General features: G+C 72.1%; 17 protein-coding genes and 1 tRNA gene. 4 read left to right on the top strand and 14 right to left on the bottom strand.

From position 1 onward, the window contains the following. Positions 1-50: 50 nt before the first annotated feature. A complete protein-coding gene (locus AC3X7R_RS12300; RefSeq protein WP_489965955.1) occupies positions 51-341 on the bottom strand; it encodes a hypothetical protein in 291 nt (96 codons plus the stop codon). Positions 342-504: 163 nt separating this feature from the next. Between AC3X7R_RS12300 and AC3X7R_RS12295 the strand changes: the two genes are divergently transcribed. Then, positions 505-1,839: an alpha/beta fold hydrolase gene (locus tag AC3X7R_RS12295; protein ID WP_489965954.1), complete on the top strand. Its 1,335-nt coding sequence runs from the start codon at positions 505-507 to the stop codon at positions 1,837-1,839. A 169-nt stretch (positions 1,840-2,008) separates the two neighbouring features. Here AC3X7R_RS12295 and AC3X7R_RS12290 read toward each other — a convergent pair whose 3' ends face one another. Next, positions 2,009-2,671 (bottom strand): DUF6629 family protein, encoded by a 663-nt coding sequence (locus AC3X7R_RS12290; RefSeq protein WP_489965953.1) that lies wholly within the window; start codon positions 2,669-2,671, stop codon positions 2,009-2,011. 82 nt (positions 2,672-2,753) lie between these two features. On the opposite strand from AC3X7R_RS12290, the gene AC3X7R_RS12285 reads away from it, so the two are divergent. Further along, positions 2,754-3,245 carry a DUF427 domain-containing protein gene (locus tag AC3X7R_RS12285; RefSeq protein ID WP_489965952.1) on the top strand — a complete coding sequence of 164 codons (492 nt, stop codon included), beginning with the start codon at positions 2,754-2,756 and terminating at the stop codon, positions 3,243-3,245. Between the two features lie 9 nt (positions 3,246-3,254). Here the strand turns inward: AC3X7R_RS12285 and AC3X7R_RS12280 are convergent, their stop codons facing one another. After that, entirely contained in the window at positions 3,255-3,425 is a 171-nt protein-coding gene (locus tag AC3X7R_RS12280) for a hypothetical protein (RefSeq protein WP_489965951.1), read from the bottom strand. 39 nt (positions 3,426-3,464) lie between these two features. Here AC3X7R_RS12280 and AC3X7R_RS12275 point away from each other — a divergent pair, with 39 nt between their 5' ends. Continuing rightward, a complete protein-coding gene (locus tag AC3X7R_RS12275) occupies positions 3,465-3,629 on the top strand; it encodes a hypothetical protein (protein ID WP_489965950.1) in 165 nt (54 codons plus the stop codon). A gap of 81 nt (positions 3,630-3,710) precedes the next feature. On the opposite strand, the gene AC3X7R_RS12270 is transcribed toward AC3X7R_RS12275, so the two are convergent. Continuing rightward, positions 3,711-3,784: transfer RNA gene (locus AC3X7R_RS12270), tRNA-Pro, on the bottom strand. Between the two features lie 240 nt (positions 3,785-4,024). Between AC3X7R_RS12270 and AC3X7R_RS12265 the strand changes: the two genes are divergently transcribed. Next, entirely contained in the window at positions 4,025-4,762 is a 738-nt protein-coding gene (locus AC3X7R_RS12265) for a M23 family metallopeptidase (RefSeq protein ID WP_489965949.1), read from the top strand. A 33-nt stretch (positions 4,763-4,795) separates the two neighbouring features. On the opposite strand, the gene der is transcribed toward AC3X7R_RS12265, so the two are convergent. The 10 genes from der to AC3X7R_RS12215 form a co-directional block, all read right to left on the bottom strand. Then, on the bottom strand, positions 4,796-6,145 hold the full coding sequence (gene der / locus AC3X7R_RS12260) for a ribosome biogenesis GTPase Der (RefSeq protein ID WP_489965948.1): 1,350 nt from the start codon (positions 6,143-6,145) through the stop codon (positions 4,796-4,798). Then, positions 6,142-6,888, bottom strand: a complete 747-nt coding sequence (locus AC3X7R_RS12255) for a lysophospholipid acyltransferase family protein (protein WP_489965947.1) — start codon at positions 6,886-6,888, stop codon at positions 6,142-6,144. Before AC3X7R_RS12255 ends, der begins: the two co-directional genes overlap by 4 nt. Further along, on the bottom strand, positions 6,885-7,571 hold the full coding sequence (gene cmk, locus AC3X7R_RS12250; protein WP_489965946.1) for a (d)CMP kinase: 687 nt from the start codon (positions 7,569-7,571) through the stop codon (positions 6,885-6,887). The genes AC3X7R_RS12255 and cmk overlap by 4 nt, the downstream gene beginning before the upstream one ends. A gap of 46 nt (positions 7,572-7,617) precedes the next feature. Then, entirely contained in the window at positions 7,618-8,685 is a 1,068-nt protein-coding gene (locus tag AC3X7R_RS12245; protein WP_489965945.1) for a prephenate dehydrogenase, read from the bottom strand. Then, the gene (aroH, locus tag AC3X7R_RS12240) at positions 8,682-9,074 is read right to left on the bottom strand and encodes a chorismate mutase (protein ID WP_489965944.1); all 393 of its coding nucleotides are present in this window, start codon (positions 9,072-9,074) and stop codon (positions 8,682-8,684) included. Before aroH ends, AC3X7R_RS12245 begins: the two co-directional genes overlap by 4 nt. Before the next feature lie 61 nt (positions 9,075-9,135). Beyond that, positions 9,136-9,948 carry a pseudouridine synthase gene (locus tag AC3X7R_RS12235; protein ID WP_489965943.1) on the bottom strand — a complete coding sequence of 271 codons (813 nt, stop codon included), beginning with the start codon at positions 9,946-9,948 and terminating at the stop codon, positions 9,136-9,138. Next, entirely contained in the window at positions 9,945-10,769 is an 825-nt protein-coding gene (gene scpB, locus AC3X7R_RS12230; RefSeq protein ID WP_489965942.1) for an SMC-Scp complex subunit ScpB, read from the bottom strand. The genes AC3X7R_RS12235 and scpB overlap by 4 nt, the downstream gene beginning before the upstream one ends. Next, positions 10,766-11,641 carry a segregation and condensation protein A gene (locus tag AC3X7R_RS12225; protein WP_489965941.1) on the bottom strand — a complete coding sequence of 292 codons (876 nt, stop codon included), beginning with the start codon at positions 11,639-11,641 and terminating at the stop codon, positions 10,766-10,768. The genes scpB and AC3X7R_RS12225 overlap by 4 nt, the downstream gene beginning before the upstream one ends. Beyond that, entirely contained in the window at positions 11,638-11,970 is a 333-nt protein-coding gene (locus AC3X7R_RS12220; RefSeq protein ID WP_489965940.1) for a hypothetical protein, read from the bottom strand. The genes AC3X7R_RS12225 and AC3X7R_RS12220 overlap by 4 nt, the downstream gene beginning before the upstream one ends. Next, complete coding sequence (locus AC3X7R_RS12215) at positions 11,955-12,827, bottom strand: ParA family protein (protein ID WP_489966487.1); 873 nt, start codon at positions 12,825-12,827, stop codon at positions 11,955-11,957. Before AC3X7R_RS12215 ends, AC3X7R_RS12220 begins: the two co-directional genes overlap by 16 nt. Positions 12,828-13,191: the final 364 nt, after the last annotated feature.

The following is a 13,191-nucleotide window of genomic DNA, read 5'->3' as shown; positions in this document are numbered from 1 at the left end:
AGGAGGTGACGATCGTTCGACGCCCCCGCGCCGCCGGAGGCCGGCAAGGTCTAGCTGCCGCCGCGCCACTTCCGGACGACGTCGCGGACCCCAGTGACCAGGGCCCAGGCGAACCAGAGGGCGAGCAGCGCCGCGCCCACGCCGGCGCCGACGAGGAGCCCGACGGTGCCCGCGACGAAGTAGCCGATGACGGCGCCCAGGACGACCGGGCCGGCGATCGCCACCACCTCGAGGACGCTGTCGCGGAGGTCGCCCACCATCGAGCGTGCGGCCGAGGCCAGCGCGTGCCTCAGGCCGGGCCGGTCGTCCTGGTGCGTGGGTCCGTCGTCGTGGGTGCTCACGCGGGCCAGCCTAGGACGACCGGGCGCGGCGGGCGGCTGTGTCGTCCGCACACCCCCAGCAGGGCGACCAGCACCCTCGGATCCGACGCCCGAGACGTCCGTTGACCCCGCTTCGCGACCACGGATAGCGTCCGGCACCCCACTCCAGGACCACGGAGCCCCCATGCTGCGACCGCTCGCCACCGCCCTTGCCACCGCCGCGCTGATGTTCGCCGGCCTGACGGCACCCACCTCGGCCACCCCCCACCACGGCCCGTCGCCCAAGGAGGAGCGCAGACCCATCGTGTTCGTGCACGGGTCGTCGGGCTCCGGGTCGCAGTTCGAGAGCCAGGCCCAACGGTACGCGTCGAACGGCTACCCGGTGTCGTGGATCGAGGCGCACGAGTACGACTCGACGTTCGCGACCACCTCGCTGGCCGACGTCCACGCCGCACTCGACGCCCGGATCGACGCCCTGCGCGAGCGCACCGGCGCCGAGCAGGTCGACGTCCTGGCCCACTCGTTGGGCACCTACGTGCTGCAGCGGTACCTGACCAGCTCGCCCGAGCGGGCGGCCGAGGTCGCGCACTACGTGAACCTCGACGGTGCCCCGGCGGCCGAGCCTCCCGGCGGCGTCGAGACCCTCGCCATCTGGGGGGAGAACAACGCCGCGGGGGAGATCACCGGCGCCCGCAACGTGCACCTCGACGACCAGGGCCACACCGAGACGGTCACCTCGCCCGAGTCGTTCACCGAGGCGTACACGTTCTTCACCGACAAGGCGCCGAGGACGACCGAGGTGGTCCGGGCCTCCGGGCGCATCGACGTCTCCGGCCGCGCCGTGCTGTTCCCCAGCAACGTCGGCGTCGACGGCGCGACCCTCGAGGTGCACCAGGTCAACGCGCACACCGGCCGGCGGATCGGTCGCCGCCCGGTCGCCACCTACCAGCTCTCCGGCACCGGGTCGTTCGGTCCGTTCAAGGCCTCCCCGACGGCGTCCTACGAGTTCGCGCTCATCTGGCCGGGCGGGCCGACCCACCACTTCTACCGCCAGCCGTTCCGGCGCTCCGACTCGCTCGTCCGGCTGCTCGCCAGCGTCCCCGGCACCGGACTGGACGCCGCCACCGAGAAGAGCGACGCCCACGTGAACCTCACCGTGAACCGCAACAAGGAGTGGTGGGGCGACCAGGGTGAGGCCGGTGACACCCTGAGCATCGGCGGGCAGAACGTGCTGACCCCCGCGGTCGCGCCCCGGAAGCGCCGGATCATCGGGATGTTCGCCTTCGACGCCGGCAGCGACAAGGTGAGCGCCACCGACGCGGTGCTGCCCGCCTTCGCCTCGCTCCCGTTCATCACGGGCACGGACGTCTACCTCCCAGTGTCCGAGCGCGGGACCGTGCGGCTGGTGGCGAAGGCCCGCGGGGAGCGCCGCGCCCAGGTGATCAACGTCCCGGCGCTCCCGTCGAGCGAGCACCGCATCAGCGTGCAGTTCGACGACTTCGTGCCGCGTCTTCGCTGACCGGGACGGCGACCGGCTCACCCGCCCTGAGGAACGAGCCGGTCGGCTCCCGACCATCACCACCGAGGCGTCCGGGCAGGGGACGATCTCGGCGTAGAAGAAGTCGTGGTGCCAGACCCGCGGGCGGCGCGTGCCCTCGAGCTGCGCCGCGCAGCATGCCCCCCAGGGCTCAGCCGGGTGCCAGCGCGTGACCCTCGAGGCGGTGGAGGTCGGGCAGCCGACGGCGCAGCACCATGTGCACGGTGACCAGACCGGAGGTCAGCGCCGCGTAGACGCACCACAGCGACGCGAAGGCCTGGACGTAGACGAGGGCGACCACCGTGAGCCCGACGAGGTTGAGCAGCCCGAAGGCGACGATCGAGGGGTAGCCCGACAGCACCGACGGGCCGATCACCGCCACGATGTACAGCACGGCCCACATCGGCCCCCACGTCAGGTCGACGTTGTAGACCAGTGCATGCGGCTCCTCCCTGACCAGCAGGGGGCCGTCGAGCACCGCCCAGAGCAGGTACGCCGAGACCACCCCGCCGAGCACGACGAACGGCGCCACCCGCTGGCGCAGTCCCCGCGGCTCGAGCAGCAGCACTGCGAGCGGCACCAGGATCGGGAGGACCGGGAAGGCGAAGAGGACGTAGAGCATCGCGGCCGCGTCCTGTATCCCGGCCGAGACGTAGTCGGACGCGCCGCGCCAGACCAACGCCTCGGTCAGTTGGTGCAGCGCGAAGAGCAGGGGCAGCGACGCGAACGGGAGCTCTCGAGCGGTGCGCACCTCGCGCAGGGAGACAACCGCGACGGGGAGCAGCGCCAGCCCGGCGGTCACATCGGCACTCATCGAGAAGCACACACTCACCGGTACCCCTGCCCGGTGAAGTCAACCGCCCGTCGTCCTTGCTTCACCGAGCGAGGATGGCTGGGTGAGCGAGGACGTCGACGGCCCGGGTACCGAGTCGGTGTGGGACTACCCGCGCCCGCCAGTCGTGGTGCCGTCGAGCGAGCACGTCGTGGCCGAGCTCGACGGCGAGGTGGTGGTCGACACCAGGGAGTCGCTCCGAGTCCTGGAGACCAGCCACCCGCCGGTCTACTACGTCCCCGACCGAGCCGTCGCTAGCGGTCTGCTCAGGCCGGTCCAGGGCACGACATGGTGCGAGTTCAAGGGTTCCGCCTCCTACTTCGACGTGGGCGGGCCGAGCGGTCGGGTGCTGCCGCGGTCGGCGTGGCACTACCCGCACCCCAGCAGAGGCTTCGAGGCGCTCGTCGGCCACGTGGCCCTCTACCCCGGCCGGATGGACCGGTGCACGGTCGACGGCGAGACAGTCGTCGCCCAGGCCGGCGACTTCTACGGGGGCTGGATCACCAGCAGGGTCACCGGGCCGTTCAAGGGCGCGCCCGGCACGGACGGCTGGTAGGCCAGCGTTTCATCGCCGACGCCGGCGACGTACGACCACCCACGCGACCACCGCCACCAGAACGACCACGAACAGTGCGCCGGCACCGCGCCCGAGGTCTCGCGCCAGCGCCCGGTACGGCGCGCCAGCCAGGTAGCCGGCCACCGCGACCGCGGTCGCCCAGACGACACCACCGGCCATTTTGAAGACGGTGAACCGGACGGTCAAGATCAGGGCCGAGTGGCCGACACCGCCGCGCAGCAGCTCGGCCACTCCTCCCCCGACATCACCCGCGAGTTCTACATCGCCAAGCCCGCGGTCGCCGCCGATGTGGCCCACGTCTTGGCCGAGCTTGCTGGCTTGAGTCCGGGTGAGCAGGAGCCGCAGCCGCCGAATAAGTGGTGAATAAGTGGTTGATTAGCCGTTCTAGCTCAAATGCGAACCGCCCCCGACACTGCGTTTCCGCAGGTCAGGGGCGGTTTTTTGTCGGGCTGACAGGATTTGAACCTGCGACCCCTTGACCCCCAGTCAAGTGCGCTACCAAGCTGCGCTACAGCCCGATGGTCTTCCGAGGAAGGCCAGAGGGAACATTACCCCAGGGAGTCCGGGGAGTCCGCATCGGGCTCGCCGGCGCCGGGCATGACCCGCTCGGGTGGTCCGCCCTCGTCCTGAGGGCCCGCCCGGACCCCCCGGACGCGTGCCTGGGAATGGCCCGTCCGGGTCATCTCTGGCCGTTCCGCGGGTGGGCCCGTCCGCGCCGCCACACGATGGCTTCGTCCGACCACGACGAGGAAGCCACCATGACCGCCACTCCCCCCGAGCACCTGCCCCCCACGGGTGCCCCGTCCCATCGCGCGCCCCGGCGTGGCGTCGGCGTCCGTCGCTGGGTGTTGATGGCGGTCCTGCTGCTCGGGGGCGGAGGACTGGTCGGCTCGCTGCTGGCCGCCTCACCCGCCCACGCGGCGCACCTCGACGACAGCCCTGAAGTGAGCCCGATGGAGCGGTTGCTGGCCAAGCAGGTCGCGGCTCGGCAGCGCGCGCTGGCCCAGATCGACCGACAGGCTGCGGCCTGGTCCCGGGTGCTGGCCGACCGGTCGGCCCAGCTCTCCGAGCTCGGCTACGACGGCGACCCCGAGTCCGCCACGGCGGTACTACCGCTCGCCTCCTACCGGCTCTCCGCCAGCTTCGGCGCCGCCGGCGACCTCTGGGAGCACGACCACACCGGGCAGGACTTCGGCGCCTCGTCGGGCACTTCCCTGCACGCCGTCGCCGACGCCGAGGTGCTCTCGGTGGGTGACGCCGGGGCCTACGGCCTGCGCACCGTCTTCGGGCTGCCCGACGGCACCCAGATCTGGTACTGCCACCAGCTCACCGCGCTGGTCGCCCCCGGTGAGACCGTGGAGATCGCCGAGACGGTCGGCCTGGTGGGATCGACGGGCAACTCCACCGGCCCCCACCTGCACCTGGAGGTGCGTGACCCCTCGGGCGTGGCGATGGACCCCGTCGCGTGGCTGACCACGCACGGGGTCACCCCCTGACGCCACCGCCCGGAAGCGCGGCGGCCCAGCGCCTCAGCGCTTGCGCTTCTCCCTCGGGCGCTGCTGCAGCACGATCGGGGTCCCCGCGAAGCCGAACTCCTCCCGCAGCCGCCGCTCGATGAAGCGCTCGTAGGAGGCGTCCAGCTTGCCGCTGGTGAAGAGCACGAACATCGGCGGCGCGGTGCCGGCCTGGGTGCCGAAGAGGATCTTCGGCTGCTTGCCGCTGCGGACCGGGTGCGGCTGCTCGGCCACCAGGCGCCCGAGGAAGGTGTTGAGGGCACCGGTGCCGATCCGGGTCTCCCACCCCTCCAGGGCCTTGTCCAGCGCGGGGACGAGCCGGTCCACGTGCCAGCCGGTGCGTGCGGTGATGTTGATCCGCGGCGCCCAACGCACCTGCACCAGGTCCCGCTCGATCTCCCGCTCGAGGTAGTAGCGACGCTCCTCGTCGACCAGGTCCCACTTGTTGAAGGCGATGACCAGGGCACGCCCGGCGTCACGGATCGTCTGGATGATCCGCATGTCCTGCTCGGAGATCGACTGGCCCCCGTCGACCACAAGCACCGCGACCTCGGCGCGGTCGATCGCGTTGGTGGTCCGCAGGGAGGCGTAGTACTCGTGGCCCGACGCGGTCTTGACCCGCTTGCGGATCCCGGCGGTGTCGATGAAGCGCCAGGTGCGACCACCCAGCTCGATCAGCTCGTCGACCGGGTCCACGGTGGTGCCGGCGACGTTGTCGACGACCACCCGCTCCTCCCCGGCCAACCGGTTGAGCAGGCTGGACTTGCCGACGTTGGGCCGGCCGACGATGGCGATCCGGCGGGGTCCACCGACCTCGTCGAAACGCTCCGGCGGGGTCTCCGGCAACGCCGCGAGGACGGCGTCCAGCATGTCGCCGCTCCCCCGGCCGTGCAGCGCGGAGACGGGGTACGGCTCGCCGAGACCCAGGTTCCACAGGCCGTAGGCCTCGGTCTCGGTCCGCTGGTCGTCGACCTTGTTGGCGGCCAGCACGACCGGCTTGCCCGACTTGCGCAGCACCTTGACGACCGCCTCGTCGGCGTCGGTGATGCCCACGTTGGCGTCGACCACGAAGAGGACGGCGTCGGCCAGCTGGACCGCCACCTCGGCCTGCCCGGAGATCTGCTCGGCCAGGCCACGGGCGTCGGGGTCCCAGCCGCCGGTGTCGACGACCGTGAACGCACGGCCGTTCCAGTTGGCGTCGTAGGAGACCCGGTCCCGGGTCACACCCGGGCGGTCCTCCACGACGGCCTCGCGGCGGCCGATGATCCGGTTGACGAGGGTCGACTTCCCGACGTTCGGCCGGCCGACCACCGCCAGGATCGGGACAGGGCCCAGGGAGGTGGAGGTCTCGAGCGGCTCGGTCATGGTGTTCCTCTGTTCACGAACCCGGTGTCCGGGTCCTTCTCGGTCTGCCCGGCCGGGAGAGGTCCCGGCAGGTCTCGCCCGGTCAGGGCGCAGGCGCGGTCCAGCTGTCCGCGCATGTGCTGGAGGAGCAACGCCGAGGCGCGCAGCACTTGTTCCCGTCGCCGAGGCCACGGAGAGTGCTGCACCGCCCACGGCTCGCCCAGCACGAAGTCGATCCTGGCCCCGCGGGGCGGCACGGAGCTCGAGGCCCCGCCAGGCACGCGGGTGCCGAAGAAGCTGACCGGCACCACGGGCGCCCCGGTGACCAGGGCCAGGTACGCCGCCCCGTGGTGGAACCGGGACAGGTCGCCGGGGCCGCGGGTGCCCTCGGGAAAGACGCCCACCGCGCCACCGTCCCGCAGCACCCGCACACACTGGCGGACGGCGGACGGATCCGGGTGGAAGCGGTCGAGGGGGATCTGACCAGCGTGGCGCAGGAAACCGCCCAGGCGGCCTGAGAACATCTCGGCCTTGGTCAGCGCGTGCACCGGACGCGGCGCCAGGATCGCCATCAGCGGACCGTCGAGGACCCCGATGTGGTTGCCGGCCACGATCGCCGGGCCGGTCCTGGGCATCTGGGAGTCACCGTGCACCCGCACGTCGTACCAGGACGAGACGAGTCTGTGGGCCAACGGCCGGCAGCGCACCAGCATCCTCGTCGGTGGGTGCCGTTCGCTGCTCCGTGGCAGCTCGGCCAGGGTCATCGCGGGCTCGCCACCGCCCGCGCGAGGTCCACCACCTGGGCGATGACCTCCTCGAGGGAGTAGCCGGTGGTGTCGAGGTGGACCGCCCCGTCGGCCTGCACCAGCGGCGCGGTCTTGCGGGTGGAGTCGATGGCGTCGCGGGCGAGCAACGAGGCCTCGGTGCTGGCCACGTCGGAGCCGCCCTCCTCCAGGGCACGCCTGGCAGCACGCGCGGCCGGGTCGGCGGTCAGGAAGACCTTCACGTCCGCGTCGGGGGCGACGACGGAGCCGATGTCGCGGCCCTCCACGACGATGCCGCCGTCGCCGATCACCTCGCGCTGCAGCTCGAGCAGCCGGGCCCGCACCTCGGGCACGGCGCTGACCGGGCTGACGGCGGCGTTGACCTCGTCGGCGCGGATCGCGACCGAGACGTCGGTGCCGTCGACCGTGATGGTGGGGTGGGCCGGGTCGGTGCCGGACTCGATCCGGGGCTCAGCGGCCCTGGCCGCGACGAGCGCGGCGTCGTGCACGTCCACTCCAGCTCGCAGCATCCACCAGGTGACCGCCCGGAACATCGCGCCCGTGTCCAGGTAGCGCAGGCCGAGCTCGCGGGCGACGCCGCGCGAGGTGCTCGACTTGCCGGAACCGGAGGGTCCGTCGACCGCGATGACGGGACCGGACGGACGTGCGTGCGACGTGCTCACCGCGGGGTTGCTCCTAGCTGGCAGAGGCGGACCTTGCCAGCGCAGCCTACCGGTGGGTGACCCAGCCCCGAGATTCCAGAGACGCACGCAGGTGCGCCTCACGCTGCTCCCGGACGACGAGCTCGACCAGACCCACCGGGCGGCCGGGGTCGTGGTCGATCCGCACGTCCTCGATGTTGACGTCGCTGGCGCCGGCGTCGGCGAAGAGACGGGCGAGCTCGCCCGGGGTGTCCGGCACGGCGACGAAGACGGAGGCGACGGGCACCATCGGACCGCCGTGCTTGCCGGGGATGGCACGGGTCCCCTCGACCCCGTGGGTCAGGAGGTCGTGCAGCACCCCCCGCTCACCGTCGCGGACGGCGTCCAGGAGGACGTCGAGCTGCTCGCGCACCTCGCCGAGCACCTCGAGCACCGCCTCGGAGTTCGCCGCCACGATCTGCTCCCACAGTCGTGGGTCGCTGGCGGCGATGCGCGTGACGTCCCGCACACCCTGCCCGGAGAGCGCCAGGTCCCGGTCGGGTGCCTCCCGCAGCCGTCCGGCGACCAGGACGGCGGCCAGGTGCGGCAGGTGGGAGGTGCGGGCCACCGCCCGGTCGTGCTCCTCGGGCCCGAGCTCGACGACCACCGCGCCGCAGAGCCTGGCGAGGTCGCGGACCAGCTCGATCGCCGAGGGCGCGCTCCGCTCGTGGCCCACCACGGCCCACGGCCGCCCGTCGAAGAGGCCTGAGGAGGCCGCCAGCGGGCCGGAGCGCTCACTCCCGGCCATCGGGTGGCTCCCGACGTACCGCGACGCCGTCTGCGCGTCGACGCGGCCGAGGACCTCGGCCAGGGGGCGGGACTTGATGCTGCCCACGTCGGTGACCACGGCGTCGCTGGCCTGGAGCGCCTCCGTGATTGACTCACCCAGCAGATCGGGCGGCACCGCGACGACGACCAGCTGAGGCTGGTCCTCAGGGCGCCGGGCCCGGCCGGCCCCCAGACCGCTGGCGGTGCGGAGGTTCTCCCCGGAGACGTCGCTGAGCAGCACCTCGAGCCCGGCGCCGCGGCAGGCGAGGGCGATCGAGGTCCCGACCAGACCGGCGCCCACGACCTCGACCGGTCCGGTGAGCCTCACGAGTGCTCGCCGCCGGGTACCTCGCGGACCCGGGCCAGGTCACGACGGAGCGCGGCCGCGCCGTGCAGGTAGATGTGGGTGACCTCGGCGCGGGGCAGGTCGGTCTCCACGTGCGCCATCATCCGGACCACCCGTGGCATGGAGCGGGCGATCTCGAGCTCGCGGGCACACATCAGGGGAACGTCGGAGAAGCCCAGCTGGCGTGCCGCGTAGGCGGGGAACTCGGCGACCAGGTCACTGGTGGCGGTGAAGATCACGGAGATGAAGTCGTCCACGGTCAGCCCGTTTGCCGACATCATCTCCTGCACCATCTCGGCCACCCGCTCGAGCATGTGCTCGCGGCTGTCCTCGTCCAGCTGGGTGGCTCCGCGCACGGCGCGCACGCTCACGTCTCTCTCCTGACCGACTTCTCGTCTACACCGACCGGCTCAGCCTAGTTCGACCCGGCCGCTACAGCTCCACGCGGTCCAGCAGCGCGCCCAGCTCGTCACGCGTCAGGTCCCTCAGCTCCCCGGCCGGGAGACGGCCCAGCTCGACCGGCCCGAACCTGGTCCGCGTCAGGCGGCGGACGGGGTGTCCGACCTCGGCGAGCAGCCGGCGCACGATCCGGTTGCGCCCCTCGTGGATCACCAGCTCCACGATGCTGCGTCCCTGCGCCCCGCCGCGCCCGGTCTCGATCACCTTGACCCGGGAGACCTGGACGGGCCCGTCCTCCAGGACGACACCGTCGCGCAGGCGCTTCAGGGTGGCGCGATCCACCTCGCCCTCCACCTCCGCGACGTAGGTCTTCTCCACCTCGAAGGAGGGGTGGGCCATCCGGTGGGCGAAGTCCCCGTCGTTGGTGAGCAGCAGCAGGCCCGAGGTGTCGGTATCGAGCCGGCCGACGTGGAAGAGCCGCTCCGGCCGGTCGGCGACCACGTCGGTGAGGCAGCGGCGTCCTTCGGGGTCCGACATCGTGGAGACCACTCCCCTGGGCTTGTTGAGCACCAGGTAGACGTGCGCCGACTGCGGCGGCAGCCGCTTGCCGTCGACCCGGATCACCGCGGTCGTCGGGTCCACCTTGGTGCCGAGCCGGGTGACGACCTCGCCGTCGACCTCCACGTGCCCCTCGAGCATCAGCTCCTCGCACTTGCGCCGCGAGGCCACCCCCGACTGGGCCAGCAGCTTCTGCAGCCGCACCAGCCCCTCCTCGTCGGGCCACCCGCCCGGAGGCTGGACGCCGTCCCGGTCACCGTGCTGGGCGCCGTGCTGGTCGTCACTCATGCGATCTCCGTCCCGGCGTCCGGCTCGGTCCCGGCCCCGCTGTGCGGTGACGGGTGCGGCGGTTGCGCCGACGGTGGGGAGGACGCCTGGGCGGGCGGCTGCTGCGGCTCGGGGCGCGAGCCAGCACTGCCGCCCACGGCGGCCAGCTCCTCGTCCAGGTCGTCCATGTCCGGCAGGTACGGCGCCAGCTCAGGCAGGTCGTCGAGGCTGGTCACGCCGATCCTCTCCAGGAAGTAGCTCGTGGTGCGGTACAGGTGCGCTCCGGTCGTCTCGTCCTGCCCCGCCTCCTCCACCAGGCCCCGCGAGAGGAGGGTGCGCATCACGCCGTCGACGTTGACCCCCCGGATCGCCGAGACCCGGGCACGCGAGACGGGCTGCTTGTAGGCCACCACCGCCAGCGTCTCCAGCGCGGCCTGGGTCAGCCTGGCCTGCTGGCCCTCCAGGACGAACCCCTCCACCACGAAGGCGTACTGCTCACGGGTGTAGTAGCGCCACCCGCCGGCCACGTTCCTCAGCTCGAAGCCGCGGTCCTGGTCGGTGTACTCCTGGGCCAGGGCGTGGAGCGCCGCGTCCACCTCCTCCACCGGGTGCCCGACGGCGGAGGCCAGGGTGACCCGGTCCAGCGGCTGGTCGGCCACCATCAGGATCGCCTCCAGGGCCGGCCGCAGCGCCACCAGCTCGACGGCCAGCGTCTCGGGCTCCTGCGGCTCCTGCTCCTGCGGCTCCTGCTCCTGGGGCTGGTCCGGCGCAGGCCGGTCACCCACGGTGGGCTCGTCGACCCCGGGCTCGCGCCCCGGCTCGGTGCCCGTCTGCTCGCTCATCGATCCTCTTCCGCTGTCTGCGTCTCGGTGGCGGGTGCCTGGTCGTCCGGCGGCGCCCCGTCGAACTCGTCCACGATCTCCACGTCGCCCTCCTCGCTGCCGGTCCACCGGACGGTGAGCTCGCCGAGCGGGGTGACCTGGTCGAAGGCCACCGCCCCCTCCCGGAAGAGCTCGAGCAGGGAGAGGAACCGCGCGACCGTGGTCAGGGTGTCCGGGGAGTCCCGGCACAGGGCCCTGAAGGTCATGGTGCCCTGACGGCGGAGCCGGTCGACGACCAGGTTCCCCTGCTCGCGGACGCTGACCCGGGCCGCGTGGATGTGTTGGAGGGAGACCTCGGGGACGGCCTTGGGCTCCAGTGCCTTCGCGGCGAGCGCGGCGAACCTGTCCAGCCCGATGCCGATCAGCACCTCCGGCAGCAGCGTGGCGAACCGCTCCTCCAGGCCCACGGCCCGCGGGTAGCGGAGGCTCTCGTCGGCCAGCCTGCCCTCGAGCACGCCGGCGACCAGCTTGAACGCCCGGTACTGCATCAGTCTGGCGAAGAGGAGGTCGCGGGCCTCCAGCAGGGCCAGGTCCTCCTCGTCCTCGACGTCGCCCTGGGGCAGCAGCCGGGCGGCCTTGAGGTCCAGCAGCGTGGACGCGACCAGGAGGAAGGAGGTGGTCTGCTCCAGGTCCCAGACCGGGCCGCCCGCCTTCACGTGGGCGATGAACTCGTCGGTGACCCGGGAGAGGGAGACCTCGGTGACGTCCATCTTGTGCTTGGAGATGAGCGAGAGCAGCAGGTCGAAGGGACCCTCGAAGTTGTCCAGCCGGACCGCGAACGCCGGAGCCGCCTGCCCGGGCTCGGTGATCGCGGCCGAGGACGGAGTCGTCACTGCTCGGACAACCTCCGGACCAGGGCACTCTCGTCACCGTGCGCCTCGAGGTCGGCGAGCACCAGGGCCACCGCCTCGCGCACGATCCGTCCCCGGTCCACGGCCATGCCGTGGTTGCGTCGCAGGCTCAGCCGCGCGTGCTCGAGCTCCAGGAGCTCGTCTGAGGTCACGTAGACCGTCATCTTCTCGTCGTGTCGCACCCGGCCGCTGGGCCGGCGGGCGGGGGTACGCCGAGCGTCGGGGACCGGCCGCGGGGACGGCTCCTCCGCGCGCTCCGAGGTGGGACGGAAGAGGTCGTCGGCAGCCGGCAGGCTCACCCGTCGAGCCACCTGGCCAGCACCTCCTTGGCGAGGTTGCGGTAGGCCTCGGCCCCGGTGGAGCTCGAGGCATAGGTGGTGATCGGCTCCCCGGCGACCGTGGAGTCGGAGAACTTCACCGTCCGCCGGATCACGGTGTGGAAGACCTTGTCGCCCCACGCCTGGACCAGCCGGTCCATCACCTCGCGGCTGTGCAGGGTGCGCCCGTCGAACATGGTGCCGAGCACGCCGTCGATCTCGAGCTTGGGGTTGAGCCGCTCGCGGACCTTGTCGATGGTGGTCTTGAGCAGCGCCACCCCGCGCAGGGCGAAGTACTCGCACTCCAGCGGCACGATGACGCCGTCGGAGGCGGTCAGCGCGTTGACGGTGAGGAGGCCCAGCGAGGGCTGGCAGTCGATCAGGATCACGTCGTACTGCTGCAGCGCCGGGGCGAGCACCCGCTGCAGGGTCTGCTCGCGGGCGACCTCGTGGACGAGCTGGACCTCGGCGGCCGACAGGTCGATGTTGGAGGGCAGCAGGTCCATCCCCGGCACGCCGGAGGGCACCACCACCTCGTCGAGCGTCACGTCGCGCTGCATCAGCAGGTTGTAGACGGTCAGCTCCATCTCGTGCGGGTTGAGGCCGAGCCCGACCGAGAGGGACCCCTGGGGGTCGAAGTCCACCAGCAGCACCTTGCGACCGAACTCCGCCAGGGAGGCGCCCAGGTTGATGGTGGTGGTCGTCTTGCCCACCCCGCCCTTCTGGTTGCACATGGAGATCACCCGCGCCGGCGCGCCCTCGGCGACGGGCTGCGGGTCGGGGAAGACCGGCATGGGGCGTCCGGTCGGGCCGATGACCTTCTCGGGTGGGGCCGGGACGGTCCCCTCCATGGAGGGGAACGGAATCGGTTCGCTCACAGAGGTCTCGTCTCCGGGGGAGGTGGTGGGCTGAGGCCGAGGAACGACCAGGGGAGGCATCGGGGAGGGACTGCTGCCGGACGCGCCGTGGATGGGCCTGTCTCCAGTCATCTGCAGCTCCCACCCGGTTTGTCGACTCGCCGACATCTTGATGCTTCGCGCGACTCTAGGCCCCGCTGTTCCCGCGTCACAAGGCGACTCCCGAACTCCCCAACCCGGTGCCGGAATCTGTGCACTCCCGCACGGTCCTGTGCACAGGGCCGTTCTGCCTGTGCAGAAGTCTGTGCACAAGTCCCTACGGCGACGCGGCCCCCGGGCCGGGCAGCCAGCCGGTGCG

Source organism: Nocardioides sp. Z22_16 (assembly GCF_058134365.1).
The sequence above is the reverse complement of the archived record's forward strand: the minus strand, read 5'-3'. Positions and strand labels throughout refer to the sequence as shown.

Bases quoted from the DNA above. Each gene is read 5' to 3' on its own strand.
- AC3X7R_RS12255 (WP_489965947.1), bottom strand. From the start codon at position 6,888: ATGACCCTGGCCGAGCTGCCACGGAGCAGCGAACGGCACCCACCGACG.
- AC3X7R_RS12215 (WP_489966487.1), bottom strand. From the start codon at position 12,827: ATGGAGGGGACCGTCCCGGCCCCACCCGAGAAGGTCATCGGCCCGACC.
- AC3X7R_RS12280 (WP_489965951.1), bottom strand. From the start codon at position 3,425: ATGGCCGGTGGTGTCGTCTGGGCGACCGCGGTCGCGGTGGCCGGCTAC.
- scpB (WP_489965942.1), bottom strand. From the start codon at position 10,769: ATGAGCGAGCAGACGGGCACCGAGCCGGGGCGCGAGCCCGGGGTCGAC.
- AC3X7R_RS12235 (WP_489965943.1), bottom strand. From the start codon at position 9,948: ATGAGTGACGACCAGCACGGCGCCCAGCACGGTGACCGGGACGGCGTC.
- AC3X7R_RS12265 (WP_489965949.1), top strand. From the start codon at position 4,025: ATGACCGCCACTCCCCCCGAGCACCTGCCCCCCACGGGTGCCCCGTCC.
- der (WP_489965948.1), bottom strand. From the start codon at position 6,145: ATGACCGAGCCGCTCGAGACCTCCACCTCCCTGGGCCCTGTCCCGATC.
- AC3X7R_RS12290 (WP_489965953.1), bottom strand. From the start codon at position 2,671: ATGAGTGCCGATGTGACCGCCGGGCTGGCGCTGCTCCCCGTCGCGGTT.
- AC3X7R_RS12295 (WP_489965954.1), top strand. From the start codon at position 505: ATGCTGCGACCGCTCGCCACCGCCCTTGCCACCGCCGCGCTGATGTTC.